The sequence below is a fragment of the Pseudoteredinibacter isoporae genome, assembly GCF_011602085.1.
Classification (GTDB): Bacteria; Pseudomonadota; Gammaproteobacteria; order Pseudomonadales; family Cellvibrionaceae; genus Pseudoteredinibacter; species Pseudoteredinibacter isoporae.
The window spans coordinates 675,003-690,696 of the sequence record NZ_JAAONY010000002.1 but is presented as its reverse complement, the minus strand read 5'-3'; the positions used below and the strand labels follow the sequence as shown (position 1 = coordinate 690,696).

The window sequence follows — 15,694 nt, the reverse complement described above, 5'->3', positions numbered from 1 at the left end:
GAAACGAGCCGGGCCTTCACTGTCTGCAGTTGGCTACAGGCTGGGCTCTAAGTCCATATTAGACCTCGCCAGCACAGTCTACAAGTCTATATTAGAGGGTTCTGATTTGTATCAGGTGAAGCGTCGACAGAGATTTAACGGGTTGGAAGTAGAGGGTTCAGGAGTAGAGCGCTCAAGAAAAGCTATGGCCAGCGACGGAAGTCGCTGGCGAGAATATCGAGCAAGCCATTAGTGGCTAAAGACCTTTGGCCTAAGAGGCTTCTCCCTGACAAATGTCGCGATAGCGTGATACCACATGGGCCATGCCCATGGTCAGGGATTCAACGGTTAAACCATGGCCGATAGAGACTTCCTGTAAACCCGGTACGCCGCAGTATTTATCCAGGTTCTGCAGATTAAGGTCGTGGCCGGCGTTGATGCCAAGCCCGACTTCCAGTGCGGTTTCAGCGGCGCGGCAGTGAGCTTGAAAAATGTCTTCCAAATCGGCGCTTTGCTGTTTAAAGGCCCAGGCATAGGGGCCGGTGTAGAGTTCAATGCGATCGGCACCGACTTGCTTGGCGAGTTTAATTTGCTCGACATCCGGGTCCATAAACAAACTGACACGAATGTCTCGGCTTTTCAGTTTAGCGATTAACGGAGCGAGTTTGTCGCCACTCTGACGAAGGTCGAAACCGTGATCCGAGGTGAGCTGCTCATTACTGTCCGGCACCAGGGTGCACTGATCCGGTTTGTGCTGTTCCACCAGAGGAATAAAACCGGGGTAATCGCCCAGGTCTTCAGCGAAGGGATTGCCTTCGATATTAAATTCAATGTCATCAATATCGCGAACAAGGTCACCTAAACGGGCCACGTCATCGGGGCGAATATGGCGCTGATCCGGGCGTGGGTGAACGGTGAGGCCATCGGCGCCGTTTGCCAGGCAGATTTTTCCAAATTCTACCGGGTCTGGATAATTCCCTTCGCGGGAATTTCGAAGCAGGGCGATTTTGTTCAGGTTTACGCTAAGGGCAACGGCCATAATGTTTGTCTCATTGTTCGAGTGCAGGCAGATCATCAATCGCCCAGCTAAAAAATAATGGGAAAATTATGCGCCCAAGTGATTGTGCTCGCAAGTTATGAAAATAATTGTCTCTGTTAAGCCGAGGTTGAGAATTCTTCGTTAGACTCTTAATCTTTGGGGTAACTCATTCGGGTTATACGGCGATTCAGAATCCTATCCGCACAAGGTATGTATGCCAGAAAGAAGCAGCAGAACAAACGGTAGCCGAATTGATGCCAATCAGTTGCCGGAGATGATGCAACAGGAAGTGGAGTTATATCTCGATACCCTATGGATGGAAAAGGGGCTCAGCGAAAACAGTTTAAGTTCCTATCGACGGGACCTGTTAAGCTTTTCTCTGTGGCTGCATAGCGAAAAATCATCCGATAGCTTGTTGAGCGCGACACCGGAATGGGTACAGGGGCATTTGGCCTGGCGCCTGGAGCAGGGTTTGAGTGCCCGCTCGACAGCGCGGTTCATGTCTTGTCTGCGAGGTTTTTACAATCTCCAACAGCGGGAAAATCGGGTTTCCGAAAACCCCATTGCCCTGATTGAGAACCCCAAACTTCCCAAGGGGTTGCCGAAATCCCTGAGCGAAGAAGACGTTGATCATCTGCTGGCTGCTCCCGACGTAGAAGACGCCGTAGGCTTGCGCGATCGGGCCATGCTGGAATTGTTGTATGCCTGTGGTTTGCGGGTCAGCGAGCTGGTGGGCTTAAGCGAAAGCCAGGTCAATCTGCGCCAGGGCGTGATCCGGGTTTTTGGTAAGGGCAGCAAGGAGCGCCTGGTGCCCATGGGCGATGCCGCGATTCACTGGTTGCAGCGTTACATTGATGAAGGGCGTGGCCTGTTGCTGAAAGGCCCTTGCGATGTGCTGTTTCCGAGCAACCGGGGCCAGCAAATGACTCGCCAGACCTTTTGGCATCGAATTAAACATTGGGCCAAAGTGGCCTGTATCGACAAACCTTTGTCACCGCATACTTTACGTCATGCATTCGCCACCCACTTGCTGAATAACGGCGCTGACCTTCGAGTGGTGCAGCTGCTGCTTGGGCACAGCGATCTATCCACCACGCAAATCTACACCCATATTGCCAAGGAGCGTATGAAAGCGCTGCATGAGCAACATCACCCCCGCGCCTGATTTGCTCCCTGGTATCCATCGGGAAATTTGCATCGCCCGGCAATCAAGGGGAACCTTTTGGCGTTAACAGGGTAGAAGCAAATAGGTGTGACGGTTCGCAAGCCGCATAACTTTAGTCTTATGTGAGGGATTTGTGAGACTAGCATGGGTATAATGCCAGCCGTTTAAGGAATTCAGTCAGATGCCGCTGTGTGATTATTGATCACGTTAACGGCGCGGCATTTCAGGAAAAACAGTTAAAAGTGAGTGACACAGTGAGCTTGATGAAATCTTCGATCAAAAAAGTCGGTCAATACGCCTTATTGGCCGCCATGGGTTTTGGATTGGCTATGGGCGCCCAGGGTCAGTCGGCGGAATTGATGGCTGTCGACGAGAAGGTAAAAGCCAAAATTACCGAGAACATGGGTAAGTCGGTTCCAGGTTTTGCCATTCAGCACATCAGTCGCACACCCGCTGAAGGGCTGTATAGCGTGCAGGTTGAGCAGGGCCCGAAAGTGTTTATCAACGCGGACGGTACCTTCATCATTAATGAGCAGGGCCAGGCCATTGTTCCTGAGAATGGCAGTTTTGTTGCCTGGATGGACCCGGTTGAGCGTCGTCTTGAAGAAGAAATTCAGCGCATGGCCAAAACCACCTTGAACAAAATCCCGGAAGACGAAATGATCGTCTACCCGGCAAAGGGTGAGAAAAAAGGCCAGATCTTTGTATTTACCGATGTGGATTGTGGTTTCTGCGTGAAGCTTCATCGCCAGGTACCTCAGATGAATGAGATGGGCATTGAAGTTCGCTATCTGGCCTTCCCGCGTTCTGGCCCTGTTGGTGCCTCTGCCGATAAGCTGGCACGAGCTTTCTGTGCAGAAGACCGAGGTAAAGCCCTCACCGAATTGAAAAATGGTGGTGGCCTGGAGCGTGAAGTCTGCGCCGAGCATCCTATTCAGGAGCATCTGAAACTGGTACGTGCTTTTGGTTTGCGTGGTACCCCGGGTATTTTCCTGCAGGACGGCACCAAGATTTCTGGCTATCGCAGCGCAGAAGAGTTGGCGACACTGCTGAAAATCTAATTGTCTGAAGGCTCCCCGGTTGCCTCCGGGGAGCTTTTCCCTTCTTCCCAGCTGGTTTTTCGCCAGTCTTCAATCGAATTTTTCCTGTCTTTTTCAAGTCGATTGCGAGCCGCACAGTCTGTGGTTTGACAGCCTCCGGTAGGGCAAGTATTGTTCTCATCTTTTGCCCCAAACGCCACTCAAGAGCGTTGTGCAAAGCGCCTTCGGGCAAACCGTAAGCAATCAGCGAGGAAACCATTTTGAAACCGGTAAAAGTTGGACTCTGTGGTCTGGGCACTGTTGGCAGTGGCACTTTTAATGTTTTACAGCGCAATCTGAATGAAATTAGCGCACGCGCCAGCACCCCGATTGAGTTAAGCCATATTGGCGCACGCCGGGATAATCCTGCCTGTGACACCACAAACTATCAGCTCAGTCGCGATATTTTCGCTGTGGTTGATGATCCTGAAGTGGACATTGTTGTTGAATTAATTGGCGGCACTACCGTTGCAAAAGAGCTGGTCGAAAAGGCCATTGCCAATAAAAAGCATGTGGTTACTGCCAACAAAGCTCTGATCGCCGAGTTTGGTAATGAACTGTTTGCCAAAGCTCAGGAGCAGGGCGTATGCATTGCCTATGAAGCGGCCGTTGCTGGCGGTATTCCTATTATTAAAGCCATGCGTGAAGGCTTGGCGGCCAACCATATCGAATGGCTGGCCGGCATTATTAACGGAACCGGTAACTTTATTCTTACCGAAATGCGAGACAAAGGTCGCGACTTTGCGGATGTTCTGAAAGAAGCTCAAGAGCTGGGTTACGCCGAAGCCGATCCGACGTTTGATGTGGAAGGCATCGACGCGGCTCACAAGCTGGTGATTCTGGCTTCCTTGGCGTTTGCTATGCCTTTGCAATACGACAAGGTTTTCTGTGAGGGCATTAGCACTGTTCAGCCCGTTGATGTGAAATACGCAGAAGAGTTGGGTTACCGCATCAAGCATTTGGGAATTGCTCGCCGTCGCGATGAAGGCATTGAGCTGCGCGTACATCCTACTTTGATTCCTCACAAGCGCTTGATTGCCAATGTTGATGGTGTGATGAACTCGGTACTGGTTCAGGGTGAGGCCGTTGGCCCAACCCTCTATTACGGTGCCGGTGCTGGTGCTGAACCAACGGCTTCAGCGGTGATAGCCGACATCGTTGATGTGGCCCGTGCGATCTCCAGCAATGCGGCTACTGTTCCTGCTTTGGGTTTCGCACCTGAGTATTTGCAGGATCATGTGATTCTGCCGATCGATGCTGTTGAAACCGCTTACTACCTGCGCATGTCTGCCCTGGATAAGCCCGGTGTGATGAATCAGATTACTCAGATCCTGAGCAATGCCGGCGCCAGTATCGAGGCTCTGATTCAGAAAGAGCGTGAGTCGGAATCCCAGGATCATGTCGATGTGGCTCTGCTGACCAACAGCGTTCTGGAAGCAGATATGAAATCCGCTATCGAGCAGATTGAAGCACTGGACAGCATCTCCGGCCAGGTCAGCCGCATTCGTATGGAAGCTCTTGGCTGATTGGTCGAGAGCTGGTTTCGTCGATAAGGTCACAGGCAAAGCTGGAGCGCACGAACTCTGGCTTTGTCCAGCCCTTCAAATCCGTTAAACTTGCGGATCTAATTATTACACTAAGGCCTCTTCAAGGGGCTCCAATAGCAATATAAGAGTGGCATGGCCGCTCGCATCACGATAGGAAACATCCCGTGAAATACATCAGTACGCGTGGGCAGGCACCTGCGCTAAGCTTTGAAGAAGCGATCCTGACTGGTTTGGCCAGTGATGGTGGCTTATACGTTCCTGAATCTCTCCCGAGTTTTTCAAAAGAAGAAATTGCCAGCTGGGCCGGCTTAAGCTATCAGGAGCTGGCCTTTAAGATCATCGAACCCTTTGTGGCCGGTGACATTCCTTCCGAAGATCTAAAAGGCATCATTGAGCGTGCCTACAGCAGTTTCCGTCATGAAGCGATTGCTCCGATGGTTCAAACCGCCCATAACGAATGGGTGCTGGAGTTGTTCCAGGGGCCGACCTTGGCCTTTAAAGATTTCGCCCTGCAGTTTCTTGGGCAGTTGCTGGATTACGTTCTGAACAAGCGTCAGCAAAAAGTTGTCGTAATGGGCGCAACCTCCGGCGATACCGGTTCGGCGGCGATCGAAGGTTGCCGTCGCTGCCAGCATATCGATATTTTTATTCTGCATCCGCATCAACGAGTGTCCGACGTTCAGCGCCGTCAGATGACCACTGTGTTATCGGATAATGTGCACAATATTGCACTGAAAGGTAACTTCGATGATTGCCAGAACATGGTGAAAGCCAGTTTTGCGGATCAGAGCTTTCTGCCGGAAGGCCGTCAGTTGGTTGCCGTAAACAGCATCAACTGGGCGCGCATCATGGCCCAGATTGTGTACTATTTTTATGCCGGTCTGGCCTTGGGCGCACCTCATAAAGATGTGGCTTTTTCCGTGCCCACAGGTAACTTCGGCGATATTTTTGCCGGTTACCTGGCCAGTAAAATGGGCTTGCCGGTCGATCAGCTGATTGTTGCGACAAACAGCAACGACATCTTGCATCGCTGTTTGTCAAGCAATGATCACAGTAAAAAAGAGCTGGAGCACACGCTGTCCCCAAGTATGGACATTATGGTGTCCAGTAACTTCGAACGCTTGCTGTTTGATTTGTATGGTCGCGATGGGGCAGCAATTCAGCAGTTAATGGACGATTTTAAATCCGGTTCCATGACCTTAAGCGATGAGGCCTTATCCAAGGCATCCGAATTGTTCAGCAGTTATCGTCTGGATGATGATGGTATGATCGAAACCATCGCCAAGGTATATGACAGCACGGAATATTTGTTGGACCCCCATACCGCCATCGGTTTGGCCGCTGCTCGCTGTGAGCGTCGCCGCCAGGATATTCCTATGGTGTGTTTGGCTACTGCTCATCCGGCGAAATTCCCGGAAGCGGTAGAAAAGGCCATTGCCGGTATGCAGCCACCTTTGCCGCATCATATGAACGATCTCTTCGAGCGCGAAGAACGTTATGAGGTTCTGAGTAACGATATGGGGCTGGTGCAGAGTTTTGTGCAAAAGCACAGCCGTTAACGGGCGCTGCAAACCCATTCTCTTGATACCCATGGTTTTGGTATAAATTATTGTGGTATCCAAAAGGCTCCTTCGGGAGCCTTTTTTGTATTTAAAAAACGATCAAAATTTTCAGGTGTGTGTCTGCGAATTTCGGTAATGAATCGCGTTTCCATAGATACCGTATATGAATCGGATAACGAGTATTGCGGCAAAGAAATCAAACAGGAATCCTCTTCCTGCGGCGAAATCACCCATTGGAATGCCCAGAGAAATTGGGGGTGGCAGCTGTAGCCAGGCCCATTCACCTATTGGGCGAAACACAATGCTTAAGCAGGGTGGTAACCCAAATATATAGGCGGCGGCTTTAGCTCGCCAAAAATGGTAAGCGGCCAGTGAACAGCAGATGGGGAATAGCAGAGTATATATGGCAATGTCGGCTATGGGGCTGCCGGAGCTTTCATTGGTCAAAATAACCACGCTGATAAGCGCACAAGCCAGAAAGTAAAAGGACATTCCGCGATGAAACATAATTTCTCAACTGATCTAGGAATTCAAAATAGTGGTGGCAATTTCCGAACCGGGCAAGCCCGAGCCGGCAATGCTCAAAATGATAAAAATAAACGCGCCCACCGTGAGCAGGTACCAAACCAGTGAAAACAAGACACCGTAGCGGTCCATGGGTGTCACGGTTTGATGTTTAAATTCCTTCCAGCTGAAAACCAGATCCACTGCGCCGATTATCACAAAAAAGCCCAGAAGGGCGAGGCCCAGCTGCAAGCTGAGTGCAAACATCCCGGCCGATATAATCATCAAGCCTAAATAAGGTAAATAAGATCGCCCGGAAAACACCATCGCTTTTACGACTTGTCCGCCATCCAGCGGCAGCACCGGTAATAAATTAAAAATATTGATCAGTGCGCTGATGGACGCGACCAGTCCAATGAAATGATTTTCAGTGATCAGATAAGCAAGGTAAAACACCACGCTCATAAGTAAACCAAAGCAGGGCCCCATCATGGCAATAAATACCTGTTGCCAATGGCTGCTGGCTTTATCACCTACCGCGACACCGCCGACAAATGGAATCAAATACATGCCTTTGGTTTTCATTCCGGTACGCTTCATGGCCCAGAGATGGCCGTACTCATGGAAACAGATAACTGCAATCAGGACGAGAGCGAATTGCCAACTGAACATAATGCTCCAGCCTGCCAGGGCAGAGCCCGCGAGTAGCACTTTGACGGCCTTGGCGCTCTTGAACAACTTAAACGCCAGGCCGATTAAACCGATGGTATGGCCCCGGCTTTGCTCGGGTTGTTCCTCTACGGAATCGACAATATCTTCTGGCAATTTTTGCTCGCCGTCATGAAGTAAGTCGTCGTCACGGAGCAAAAAATATTTGCAGATATTCTGACCGGGAAATATCTGGTAGCGAACCACCAGATTTCCCAATTCCGGATGACCCAGTTGGTATTCTGCGCGGCTTTGGAGAAGGCGCTCACTTTCCAGCGGCTCCCCATTGACGGATAACACTTCCCGGCCGTCTTGCGAGCGTAGCAGCTTGAAACTCAGGGCGTCGTAATCCAATTCAAAGATCAAGTGGGCGTTTAAGGGGTGTTCTTCATTCATCAGGCAGGCTCGGCTTTACTCATTTGTGTCTTTGCTTTTGTGTTGCAGGCTGGCGGCGTTGTCTTCCCAGTTTTGACCATCGAAGGCAACAACTCGCATGTGTGCGGGTGGTTTGTCCAAACAGCGGACATTCACATCAACACCGTCCGGGTTGGAGCGTGGGATATAGAACGGTTTGATCCCACAGTGCTTGCAGAAATAATGTTTGGCGACAGCGGTGTTGAAAGTGTAACAACTTAAATCCTCTTCGCCTTTCAGCAAGCGAAAGCGGCTTTCAGGAACGATCAAATGTAAAAATCCGGTTTTAGTACAGATAGAGCAGTTGCAATCTTCAACTTCCGGAGCATCAATGCTGTCCACTTCGAAGTGAATACGGCCGCAATGACAGCTTCCGGAGTAGGAAAAAAGTTCCATATTATCAGTCGCTTAAGGTTAATTGTTGTTGCCGTGTTCCGAATGGCTTGGATAAGGCAAATATTGATGTTAGTCTGAATATGCTCTCACGTGAGAGTATCTGCTTGAGTGAAAATATACTGAAACCAACAATAATATCCACCTGCGGAACAATCCAGATCCAGTCCGCAGCAGCGGAGGTAAATTATGGCCCATTTGCGCCCTCTAGATCGAGAAGAAATGGATGATGAGCTACAAGCTCTTTATCAACACTATGAAAACACCCGTGGTTTTATGCCCAATAGCATTCGCACGATGGCGCGACGCCCGAATATCGCTAAACGATTTGGTGCTCTCAACCAGGCGGTTCTGTATGAGGGAACCGTCAGCGAAGAATTGAAAATGCTGGTCTCTTTAATTTCGAGTCAGGCTTCCGGTTGCCGCTATTGTCAAAGTCATATGGCCAATCTATCGTCAATTTACAAAGCTTCTGATAAGAAAATTGCGGCCGTGTGGGAATTTGAAAGCAGTGAGTTATTTGACGAGGGTGAACGGGCGGCTTTGCGTTTGGCTTACAAGGCTTCACTTCTGCCCAATGAAGCGTCAAATGAAGATTTCGCCGAGTTGGCAAAACACTTTGATGAAGGGCAGGTGGTAGAAATTGTTGCCTCGGTGGCTTTGTTTGGATTTTTAAATCGCTGGAATGATACTATGTCCACCGAGCTGGAAACCCTGCCCAAGCAAGTGGCTGAGCGCGCATTGCAAGATACCGATTGGGAAGTGGGCAAGCACCAGTAAGCGAATGACGGCTATGCCCGGTGCAACGATTTGTGACCGGATTTGTGAACCATTGCGGTCGCCGTTTTTGTTAAAAACAATAGGACGTTCAATGAGTACCCCGGAAACAAACGAGCAAGAGGCATCGGCAACGATGGAGCAGGAATCCCGGCTGAGTAAAGATCCCAGCCTGATTCTGAATCAGTTCCTGCCTTTTCGTCTGGCGAACCTCGCGAAGCGAGTGAGTGACACCTACTCCTGGGTATACAGCCGTGATTTTGGCCTGACCATTCCTGAATGGCGAATTCTGGCTCGCTTGGGCGAACAGCCTGGCTTGAGTTCAAAGTTTATCGGCGAAATTACCATGATGGATAAATCCAAAGTATCCCGTGGTGTAAAGCAATTGGAAGATAAAGGCCTGTTGCTGAAAAACAAGGATCAGCAAGACAACCGGGTTTATTATTTGTCCCTGACCGAGGAAGGTCAAAAGCTCTATCACGCGATCGTACCTTCCGCTTTGAGTTGGGAGGCCGAGTTGTTGCAATCTCTAGACGTTGCAGAGTACCGGGATCTGTTTCGTATTATGGAAAAATTGGATCAACGCCTGGAAGATATGGCCCGGAATAAATAATCATTCCGGGCTGCTTTTCGAAGGGTTATTTCAAGCTAAAGCGTAAAGCGCTCATTAATAGGACTGGTGCCGTCGCCGCTGGGTCCAGTGGCACCGCCGATGACATAGATATCTTTTCCAAATCGACCTGCGCCCAAGCCGTGTCGAGGCGTCAACATATCGGGCAAGCTTGTCCATCTATCCTGGCTGAGAGAGTAACGCCAAACTTCCTTGAATACCTTGGCTTGCGGAATGAAAATTTCACCACCAAAAACAATCAGGCCATCGTCGACAACCACACTGGCGGTGCCAGCCTGGGGCAGGGGCAATGGTGCGGCTTCACGCCATTGAGCGCTTTTTGAATCGTAAATCTCTGTGTGCGACAAATTACCTTTCGCGGTTCGACCTCCAGTGACGATCAGTTGATCACCCAACCAGGCTCCGGTGGCACTGTTACGCGGGGTTGGAATCGGCGCGAGGGTTTGCCACTCTTGGGAATCCGGCAGCCAGCGGTAATGATCTGTTATCTCCTGGTGATCGCTGCGAGCGCTGTTTGCTTCACTTCTGGGGCTCTGACCGGTCACCCAATGAATGGTGCCATCGGGCGCGCAGCTCAGAACGCCTTCAGCCAGGGGCTTGGGTAAGGTGTCAATCTGTGTCCAACCGTCAGCAAGTAATTCATACACGGCGTCCTGCATGCGCCAGATGTGGCTGTAACCACCATGAAAGCCACCGAACAAAAACAGTCGTTCACCGTTGCTGACCAGGGTGGCGTGATGCATCGCTTTAGGCAGCTTGGCTTCCTCGCGCCATTGATTGCTGGCGGGGTCGAAGCTATAGCAAGCATTACTGAAATAGGGCACGCCAAATTTCGACGCGATCCCGCCAGCGACGTACAAACGGTTTTTGTGAACCGTCGGGTATATTTCCTGGATATTGATGGGAATCGGTGCGGGGCCTGAGGACCATTGTGGGGCGGATTTGGCTGCTGAGCTGATCAATGGGTGAATGCTTAACAGGCTTGCACCTGAGGCGATCAGAAAATTGCGTCGATCCATTCGTGGCTCCAGAGTGTTTGGTGATCATTATTGTTTTGACGGAGACTATCGAGAGAGATTATCCAATAATCACTGACATTGGTCGAGAGATTGCGGTGAGCTGAGGTGGAGGGCACTTAAACGGTGTACAGACAGGCGAAACAAGTGAAGCAACGCAGACAAAGAATGAAAAGGCGAGATCGATAATGTGTGAAAGCTAAATGAATAGAGGCGATCCGGAACGCTCGGAGAAAGTAGCGTTCCGAACCGAAGGGCGAATTAAAAGTTGTAATTGACGCCCAGAGTGCCGTAGTAGATGTTTTTATCTTCGACAATCGGACTGTCGGTGATACCACTGCCCAAGCGTCCGTAACCGGTATTAAAGGTAAAATCCCAGTGCTTGGTAAAGCTATAGCGGCCGCGTACACCAGCGCCGAAGTTCACGCTGTCGTCGCCTTTGTAAAGCGCACGAGTAGCGGTGACTTCATTGCTGCGCACACCAAAGTGGTGGTCAACTTTTTCATCGCTCATCCACTCGACACCCGCGTAAGGATTAATATTCCAGGCGCCAAACTCCATGTCGGCAATGTATTCCAAGCCCACGGTGTGGCCTTTATGTTCGTTGGATACATCGCTTACCGCACTGAAGCGCAGACGACCCATGTCAGTAGTGTGGTTGATGTAAAAGCCACCTTCCAGAGCGTGATCACGTTCGCGCAGACCGGCCAGTTTTGCGTTGCCTCGATAGTCTTTATCGTCGCTCAGGAATGAACCGTCGCCTTTCAAAATGAGACCGCCACTTAAGCTGCCCGTGGTAAACAGATTCAGGCCAAGGCCTTTTTCATTAAAGAACAGGCGATCGCCGTTGTAGCGGATGCGCGGGATAATAATGCCTTCATTATCTTCACCGGCATAAGGGTTGTTAACAGCGCCGCCGGCAATACCAACAACCCAGGTGTTATCTGCCTGACCTGGATCGACGGCATCTTTTGCCTCCAGGTTTCCTGCCAATAAAGCGCAAGTGGCAATGGTTCCAAATTTAGCTAAGTTTTTCATACAGTCCTCACTGTTGGGCTTGTGTTTGTTTATGTGAGGTACTTTACGAGGGCTAGCTAAACCCAAAATTAATTTTTTCTGAATGAAACATTAACCAGAAAAATTATACGTCTTTATCGTTGCTGTTTTCGATTGGCACTTGATAACACTGAATTCGATTGGTTCTCGGCGAATACAAAACCAAATAAGGAATCGCCGGGTTAAGCAGGCTGACTGCCCAGTTACCGAAGCTGGTCTCAGTGGTCACATGGTTCCAGGCTTTGCCACGACAGACCTCCGAAAGATTCAGTGGAGGACTTAACTCCACCAAACCATTCAGGGTAGTGTGATGCCAGCGTTTCTCTTCCTGTTCATTATTTTCCTGTTCGTATTGCACGAAGTGGATACGGCTGCAAGCCGAAAGTGCAACAAGACTGGTCAGGGTGATGACGAGAAAATTAAGCTTCTTCATAGCGGCACCATACCTTGGCTGTTCTCGGGGAGTAGATAAACAGTGTAAGCAAGCTCAAGACATAATCGTTTCCGGAAATCACGGTTTGCATTTGTTCAATTTCCGCGCCGTCGCAGACTTCATTGATATCAACGGTGTGTTCGCCAATCAGACCTGCGAGGTAAAAAGGTTTGCTGTCGATGTAGCTCGGCTCGGTGTGCAACTTTTCGCCGCCATTGGGGCGAATGGTGACACTGGTGCAGGCACACAGGGCAAGTAGACAGAACACGGTCAGTGTCCTTTGCCAGGTTTTGCTATCCATACTTACTCTCCATTATTACGAGGTACTACTATTATGTTTTGGGAAGCGCAGTTGCAGCTTGGCGCCTTGCCATTGGCTGCTCGACAAACTGAGTTCAGCTTGATATGAAGCTAGAATTTCTCTCACCAGAGCCAAACCAAAACCTTGGCCTTCGGCTTGACTGTCGAGACGAACACCGCGTTCAAAAATGCTGTCTTGTTCATTTTCCGGGATGCCGGGGCCATCATCGCTGACGCTGAAATACCAGGCTTTTTTATCCTGCCAGGCATCAACGGCGACCTGGCTTTTGCCATACTTGAAGGCGTTGTCGCAGAGGTTGCCAAATACCTCGGCCATATCTTGCTCATCCGCATAAACTGACAAGCCTTTCTCGATATTGATTTGGCATTGAATGTTCTTGTCGAGATAGACTTTTTGCAGCGCTTTGATGATGGCGCCCACTTCCTGCTCAAGTGACACTGCAACAAAGCTGGCTTGCTGATTACCGGTGACCGCTCTTTGCAATTGATAGTCGACAATATCCCGCATGCGACGCAGCTGTTTGTTCATACTTTGGCTGAGCTGTTTTTTATCGATCAGGTCTTCCTCGGCTTCGTGACTCAAACCGCGTAACACGGACAGTGGTGTTTTCAAACTGTGGGATAAATCCGCCATGCGATCGTGATAACGCTGGCGCTGGCGGCGTTCATTATCGATCATGAGGTTCAGATCCAAAGCCATGGGGTTCAGATCTTTGGAATAGCTCGAAGACAGCTTTTCCTGATCGCCGCTGTTCAGGTTTTGAATATCTCGGCTGAGTTTTTGCAGAGGCTTTAAACTGAGCCGAACAATCAACCATTGCAGCAATAACAGAGCAAGCAAAACCAGGCCGGTGGAGATGGCGATGATCCAGTACACATTGCGTTGACGTTCCTGATAGCCATCGGCCTTTTCCAACACACTGAACACAAAGCGGCTGTGTCGACCAAATTCATCCGGCCAGCTGGTGTTGTAGCTCAGACTGTAGTAGTTCTGACCTTGTTCATCAACCGCAAGGCCAAACAGCCACTGGCCAGCTTCCGGTTGGGGCAGGCTGAGTTGGTGGGTCGTGGCAGATATGCTGCGCCAGGCCAGCCGCCCCTGGTCATCGTAAACTTGAGCGAGCAGGGGTGAATCTTCTTCATTAAAACGCTCATCGTTTACAGTATGGGGCAGATAAATTTCACCACTGAAATTGTCCGCCTGACTCAACAGGCTGTAATTAATCAGCTTGAGTCGTTCACGTATCAAAGTTTCGACGTTCAAACTGTGTGCTTTGCCCAGGCCGACAGCGACCGCCAGGGCGATAAACCCCAGAATAAGGAAGCTGATTAAAAACAGGCGTTGGGCAATGGACATGGTCAGTCGGCCATTTGTTTAAAGCGGTATCCGCGACCACGGAGCGTTTCGATGGGTTTCAGCTCCCCTGCAGGATCAAGCTTTTTACGCAGGCGAGCGATGATCACTTCCAGAACATTGCTGGTGTTTTCGTCCACCGGGTCATCGTAGAGTCGTTCCAGTAGCAGTGGTTTGGTCGCTACCTTGCCCGGGTTCAACATGAAGTGTTCCATCAGGCGATATTCAAAACTGGTCAGCTCCACTTCGTCGTCATTGATAAAAAAGGCATTGGCGGTGATGTCCAGCTGGAAAGGGCCATTGCTCAAACGTTTGCGATTGACACCCGTGGAGCGGCGCAGCAGGGCATTAATACGTGCCTGCAGTTCTTCAGGCTCGAAAGGTTTGGTCAGGTAATCGTCAGCACCGGCATCGAGCCCCTGAACCTTGGTTTTCCAATTGGAGCGCGCTGTCAGAATTAAAATTGGGAAACTTAATTCTTCTTCTCGCAAGCGTTCAATCAGGCTCATGCCGTCCATGCGAGGTAAGCCCAAATCGATAATCGCCAGATCAATGGGGAATTCTTTCGCGAAATACAGGCCCTGGGCGCCATCGTTGGCGACCTGAACCTGAAAGCCGCTGTTGCTGAGTTGTCTGGCCAGTTGGCCTTGTAACTCTTGGTCATCTTCAACAATTAAAATCTGCATAATAGGTACGTTCTCCCTAGCGGGAAATCTCCTGGCCGTTCATGGCACTCAGATAAAGAATTTGAATCACCCCTTGCTGGTTAATGAGCTTGACCCGGTAACGCCGTTGCTGGCCTTGTCCCAGCGCTTTGATATGCAAAACATTGGCCGAGTAGCGTTGTTTTAGCAGACGGCGTATATCCGCTTCGCTCAACGGTTTACCCGAGCTGTTGGGTGCAAAGTTGTTTGCAGGGCGGCGTTGATGGTTTTCCTGGGGGCGAGGTTTTTTTACGGCTTGCTTGTTTCTCTGCTCTTTGGGCTCCAGCTGTACTTGGTCTTCAATCCAGCGGGTCAGGGGTTTGACGGTCTTTTCCAGCCATTGGGTGCTGGGGTTGAGTTTTTCTTCCAGCCAGATGGTGTTGTCGGATTCTTTGCCTTTTTTGTTGCTCTTTTTATCGTTCCTTTTATTGGCACTTTTCTCAGGCTTATTGCGTTTCTCTTTTGCTTCCTGTTTCTTGTCAGCCTGGGCGTTGCCAAGCGCTGGCGCAACCGTAAAGGCCGCCAGTAAACAAAGAGATAAGAAAGAGGTGAGAAGCTTGTTGCTGGTGCGCTTGAGCATGCCGTTTCGTTCAAGGGTTGAGATCATCGTGTCCATCTTGCCGTTTAAAAGCCCGTTTTACCCGAATAGCTGTTGTATCCGGGCGGCAGAGAGATTGCACGACTGTAAGCCAGAGTGACTATAAAAGCGATACATTAATGGTAGATTAATTGGCTGCAGGCGGTATTAAGCCTCATTATTGGTCCAAATCATGGCGTCATCCATTGGTGATAAAAGGGGGCCTCTTTATGATAAATATTTACATATAAATATATTCCATTTCATATTTAATTGGGTTAAGGTGTCTTTAAATAGAAGGCCGTATGCCATAAATCGATGGTTGAGCCGCTCCGCTCGCATCGAGGGCGATAAAGGCCTTAAAAAGAACAATAATGTTGTCTCCGCCTGGCCAGTAGGATCAGGCAAGATTAGATTGATAAGAAAATCAGTAGG

17 protein-coding genes are annotated in these 15,694 nt (G+C 49.9%); 7 read left to right on the top strand and 10 right to left on the bottom strand.

Translation table 11 applies throughout. The features are described from left to right. Window positions 1-250: 250 nt before the first annotated feature. On the bottom strand, window positions 251-1,018 hold the full coding sequence (locus G8768_RS11535; protein WP_184679375.1) for a pyridoxine 5'-phosphate synthase: 768 nt from the start codon (window positions 1,016-1,018) through the stop codon (window positions 251-253). A 274-nt stretch (window positions 1,019-1,292) separates the two neighbouring features. Here G8768_RS11535 and xerD point away from each other — a divergent pair, with 274 nt between their 5' ends. The 5 genes from xerD to G8768_RS21165 all read left to right on the top strand — a co-directional run bounded on the left by xerD (window position 1,293) and on the right by G8768_RS21165 (window position 6,641). After that, a complete protein-coding gene (gene xerD / locus G8768_RS11530; RefSeq protein ID WP_166847576.1) occupies window positions 1,293-2,183 on the top strand; it encodes a site-specific tyrosine recombinase XerD in 891 nt (296 codons plus the stop codon). Between the two features lie 191 nt (window positions 2,184-2,374). Then, window positions 2,375-3,244, top strand: a complete 870-nt coding sequence (locus tag G8768_RS11525; protein ID WP_166846915.1) for a thioredoxin fold domain-containing protein — start codon at window positions 2,375-2,377, stop codon at window positions 3,242-3,244. A 239-nt stretch (window positions 3,245-3,483) separates the two neighbouring features. Beyond that, complete coding sequence (locus G8768_RS11520; RefSeq protein WP_166846916.1) at window positions 3,484-4,788, top strand: homoserine dehydrogenase; 1,305 nt, start codon at window positions 3,484-3,486, stop codon at window positions 4,786-4,788. A 185-nt stretch (window positions 4,789-4,973) separates the two neighbouring features. Then, window positions 4,974-6,368: a threonine synthase gene (thrC, locus tag G8768_RS11515; RefSeq protein WP_166846917.1), complete on the top strand. Its 1,395-nt coding sequence runs from the start codon at window positions 4,974-4,976 to the stop codon at window positions 6,366-6,368. 138 nt (window positions 6,369-6,506) lie between these two features. After that, window positions 6,507-6,641 (top strand): hypothetical protein, encoded by a 135-nt coding sequence (locus tag G8768_RS21165; protein WP_279545720.1) that lies wholly within the window; start codon window positions 6,507-6,509, stop codon window positions 6,639-6,641. A gap of 252 nt (window positions 6,642-6,893) precedes the next feature. On the opposite strand, the gene G8768_RS11510 is transcribed toward G8768_RS21165, so the two are convergent. Together G8768_RS11510 and G8768_RS11505 are read right to left on the bottom strand one after the other, a co-directional pair. Then, window positions 6,894-7,979, bottom strand: coding sequence for a metalloprotease (locus G8768_RS11510; RefSeq protein WP_166846918.1), 1,086 nt, complete (start codon window positions 7,977-7,979; stop codon window positions 6,894-6,896). A gap of 15 nt (window positions 7,980-7,994) precedes the next feature. Further along, window positions 7,995-8,393, bottom strand: a complete 399-nt coding sequence (locus G8768_RS11505; protein ID WP_166846920.1) for a GFA family protein — start codon at window positions 8,391-8,393, stop codon at window positions 7,995-7,997. 186 nt (window positions 8,394-8,579) lie between these two features. Here G8768_RS11505 and G8768_RS11500 point away from each other — a divergent pair, with 186 nt between their 5' ends. Together G8768_RS11500 and G8768_RS11495 are read left to right on the top strand one after the other, a co-directional pair. Further along, the gene (locus G8768_RS11500; protein WP_166846921.1) at window positions 8,580-9,170 is read left to right on the top strand and encodes a carboxymuconolactone decarboxylase family protein; all 591 of its coding nucleotides are present in this window, start codon (window positions 8,580-8,582) and stop codon (window positions 9,168-9,170) included. A gap of 91 nt (window positions 9,171-9,261) precedes the next feature. Next, window positions 9,262-9,780, top strand: a complete 519-nt coding sequence (locus G8768_RS11495) for a MarR family winged helix-turn-helix transcriptional regulator (protein WP_208020161.1) — start codon at window positions 9,262-9,264, stop codon at window positions 9,778-9,780. Window positions 9,781-9,815: 35 nt separating this feature from the next. Here G8768_RS11495 and G8768_RS11490 read toward each other — a convergent pair whose 3' ends face one another. The 7 genes from G8768_RS11490 to G8768_RS11460 all read right to left on the bottom strand — a co-directional run bounded on the left by G8768_RS11490 (window position 9,816) and on the right by G8768_RS11460 (window position 15,289). Further along, a complete protein-coding gene (locus tag G8768_RS11490; protein ID WP_166846922.1) occupies window positions 9,816-10,817 on the bottom strand; it encodes a Kelch repeat-containing protein in 1,002 nt (333 codons plus the stop codon). A gap of 258 nt (window positions 10,818-11,075) precedes the next feature. Beyond that, window positions 11,076-11,852 carry a MipA/OmpV family protein gene (locus G8768_RS11485; protein ID WP_166846923.1) on the bottom strand — a complete coding sequence of 259 codons (777 nt, stop codon included), beginning with the start codon at window positions 11,850-11,852 and terminating at the stop codon, window positions 11,076-11,078. 103 nt (window positions 11,853-11,955) lie between these two features. After that, complete coding sequence (locus G8768_RS11480) at window positions 11,956-12,303, bottom strand: Bor/Iss family lipoprotein (RefSeq protein ID WP_166846924.1); 348 nt, start codon at window positions 12,301-12,303, stop codon at window positions 11,956-11,958. Then, entirely contained in the window at window positions 12,290-12,604 is a 315-nt protein-coding gene (locus G8768_RS11475; RefSeq protein ID WP_166846925.1) for a Bor family protein, read from the bottom strand. Before G8768_RS11475 ends, G8768_RS11480 begins: the two co-directional genes overlap by 14 nt. Window positions 12,605-12,619: 15 nt before the next feature. After that, window positions 12,620-13,981, bottom strand: coding sequence for an ATP-binding protein (locus G8768_RS11470; RefSeq protein WP_166846926.1), 1,362 nt, complete (start codon window positions 13,979-13,981; stop codon window positions 12,620-12,622). Window positions 13,982-13,983: 2 nt separating this feature from the next. After that, a complete protein-coding gene (locus G8768_RS11465; protein WP_166846927.1) occupies window positions 13,984-14,664 on the bottom strand; it encodes a response regulator transcription factor in 681 nt (226 codons plus the stop codon). Window positions 14,665-14,680: 16 nt separating this feature from the next. After that, the gene (locus G8768_RS11460; protein ID WP_166846928.1) at window positions 14,681-15,289 is read right to left on the bottom strand and encodes a hypothetical protein; all 609 of its coding nucleotides are present in this window, start codon (window positions 15,287-15,289) and stop codon (window positions 14,681-14,683) included. Window positions 15,290-15,694: the final 405 nt, after the last annotated feature.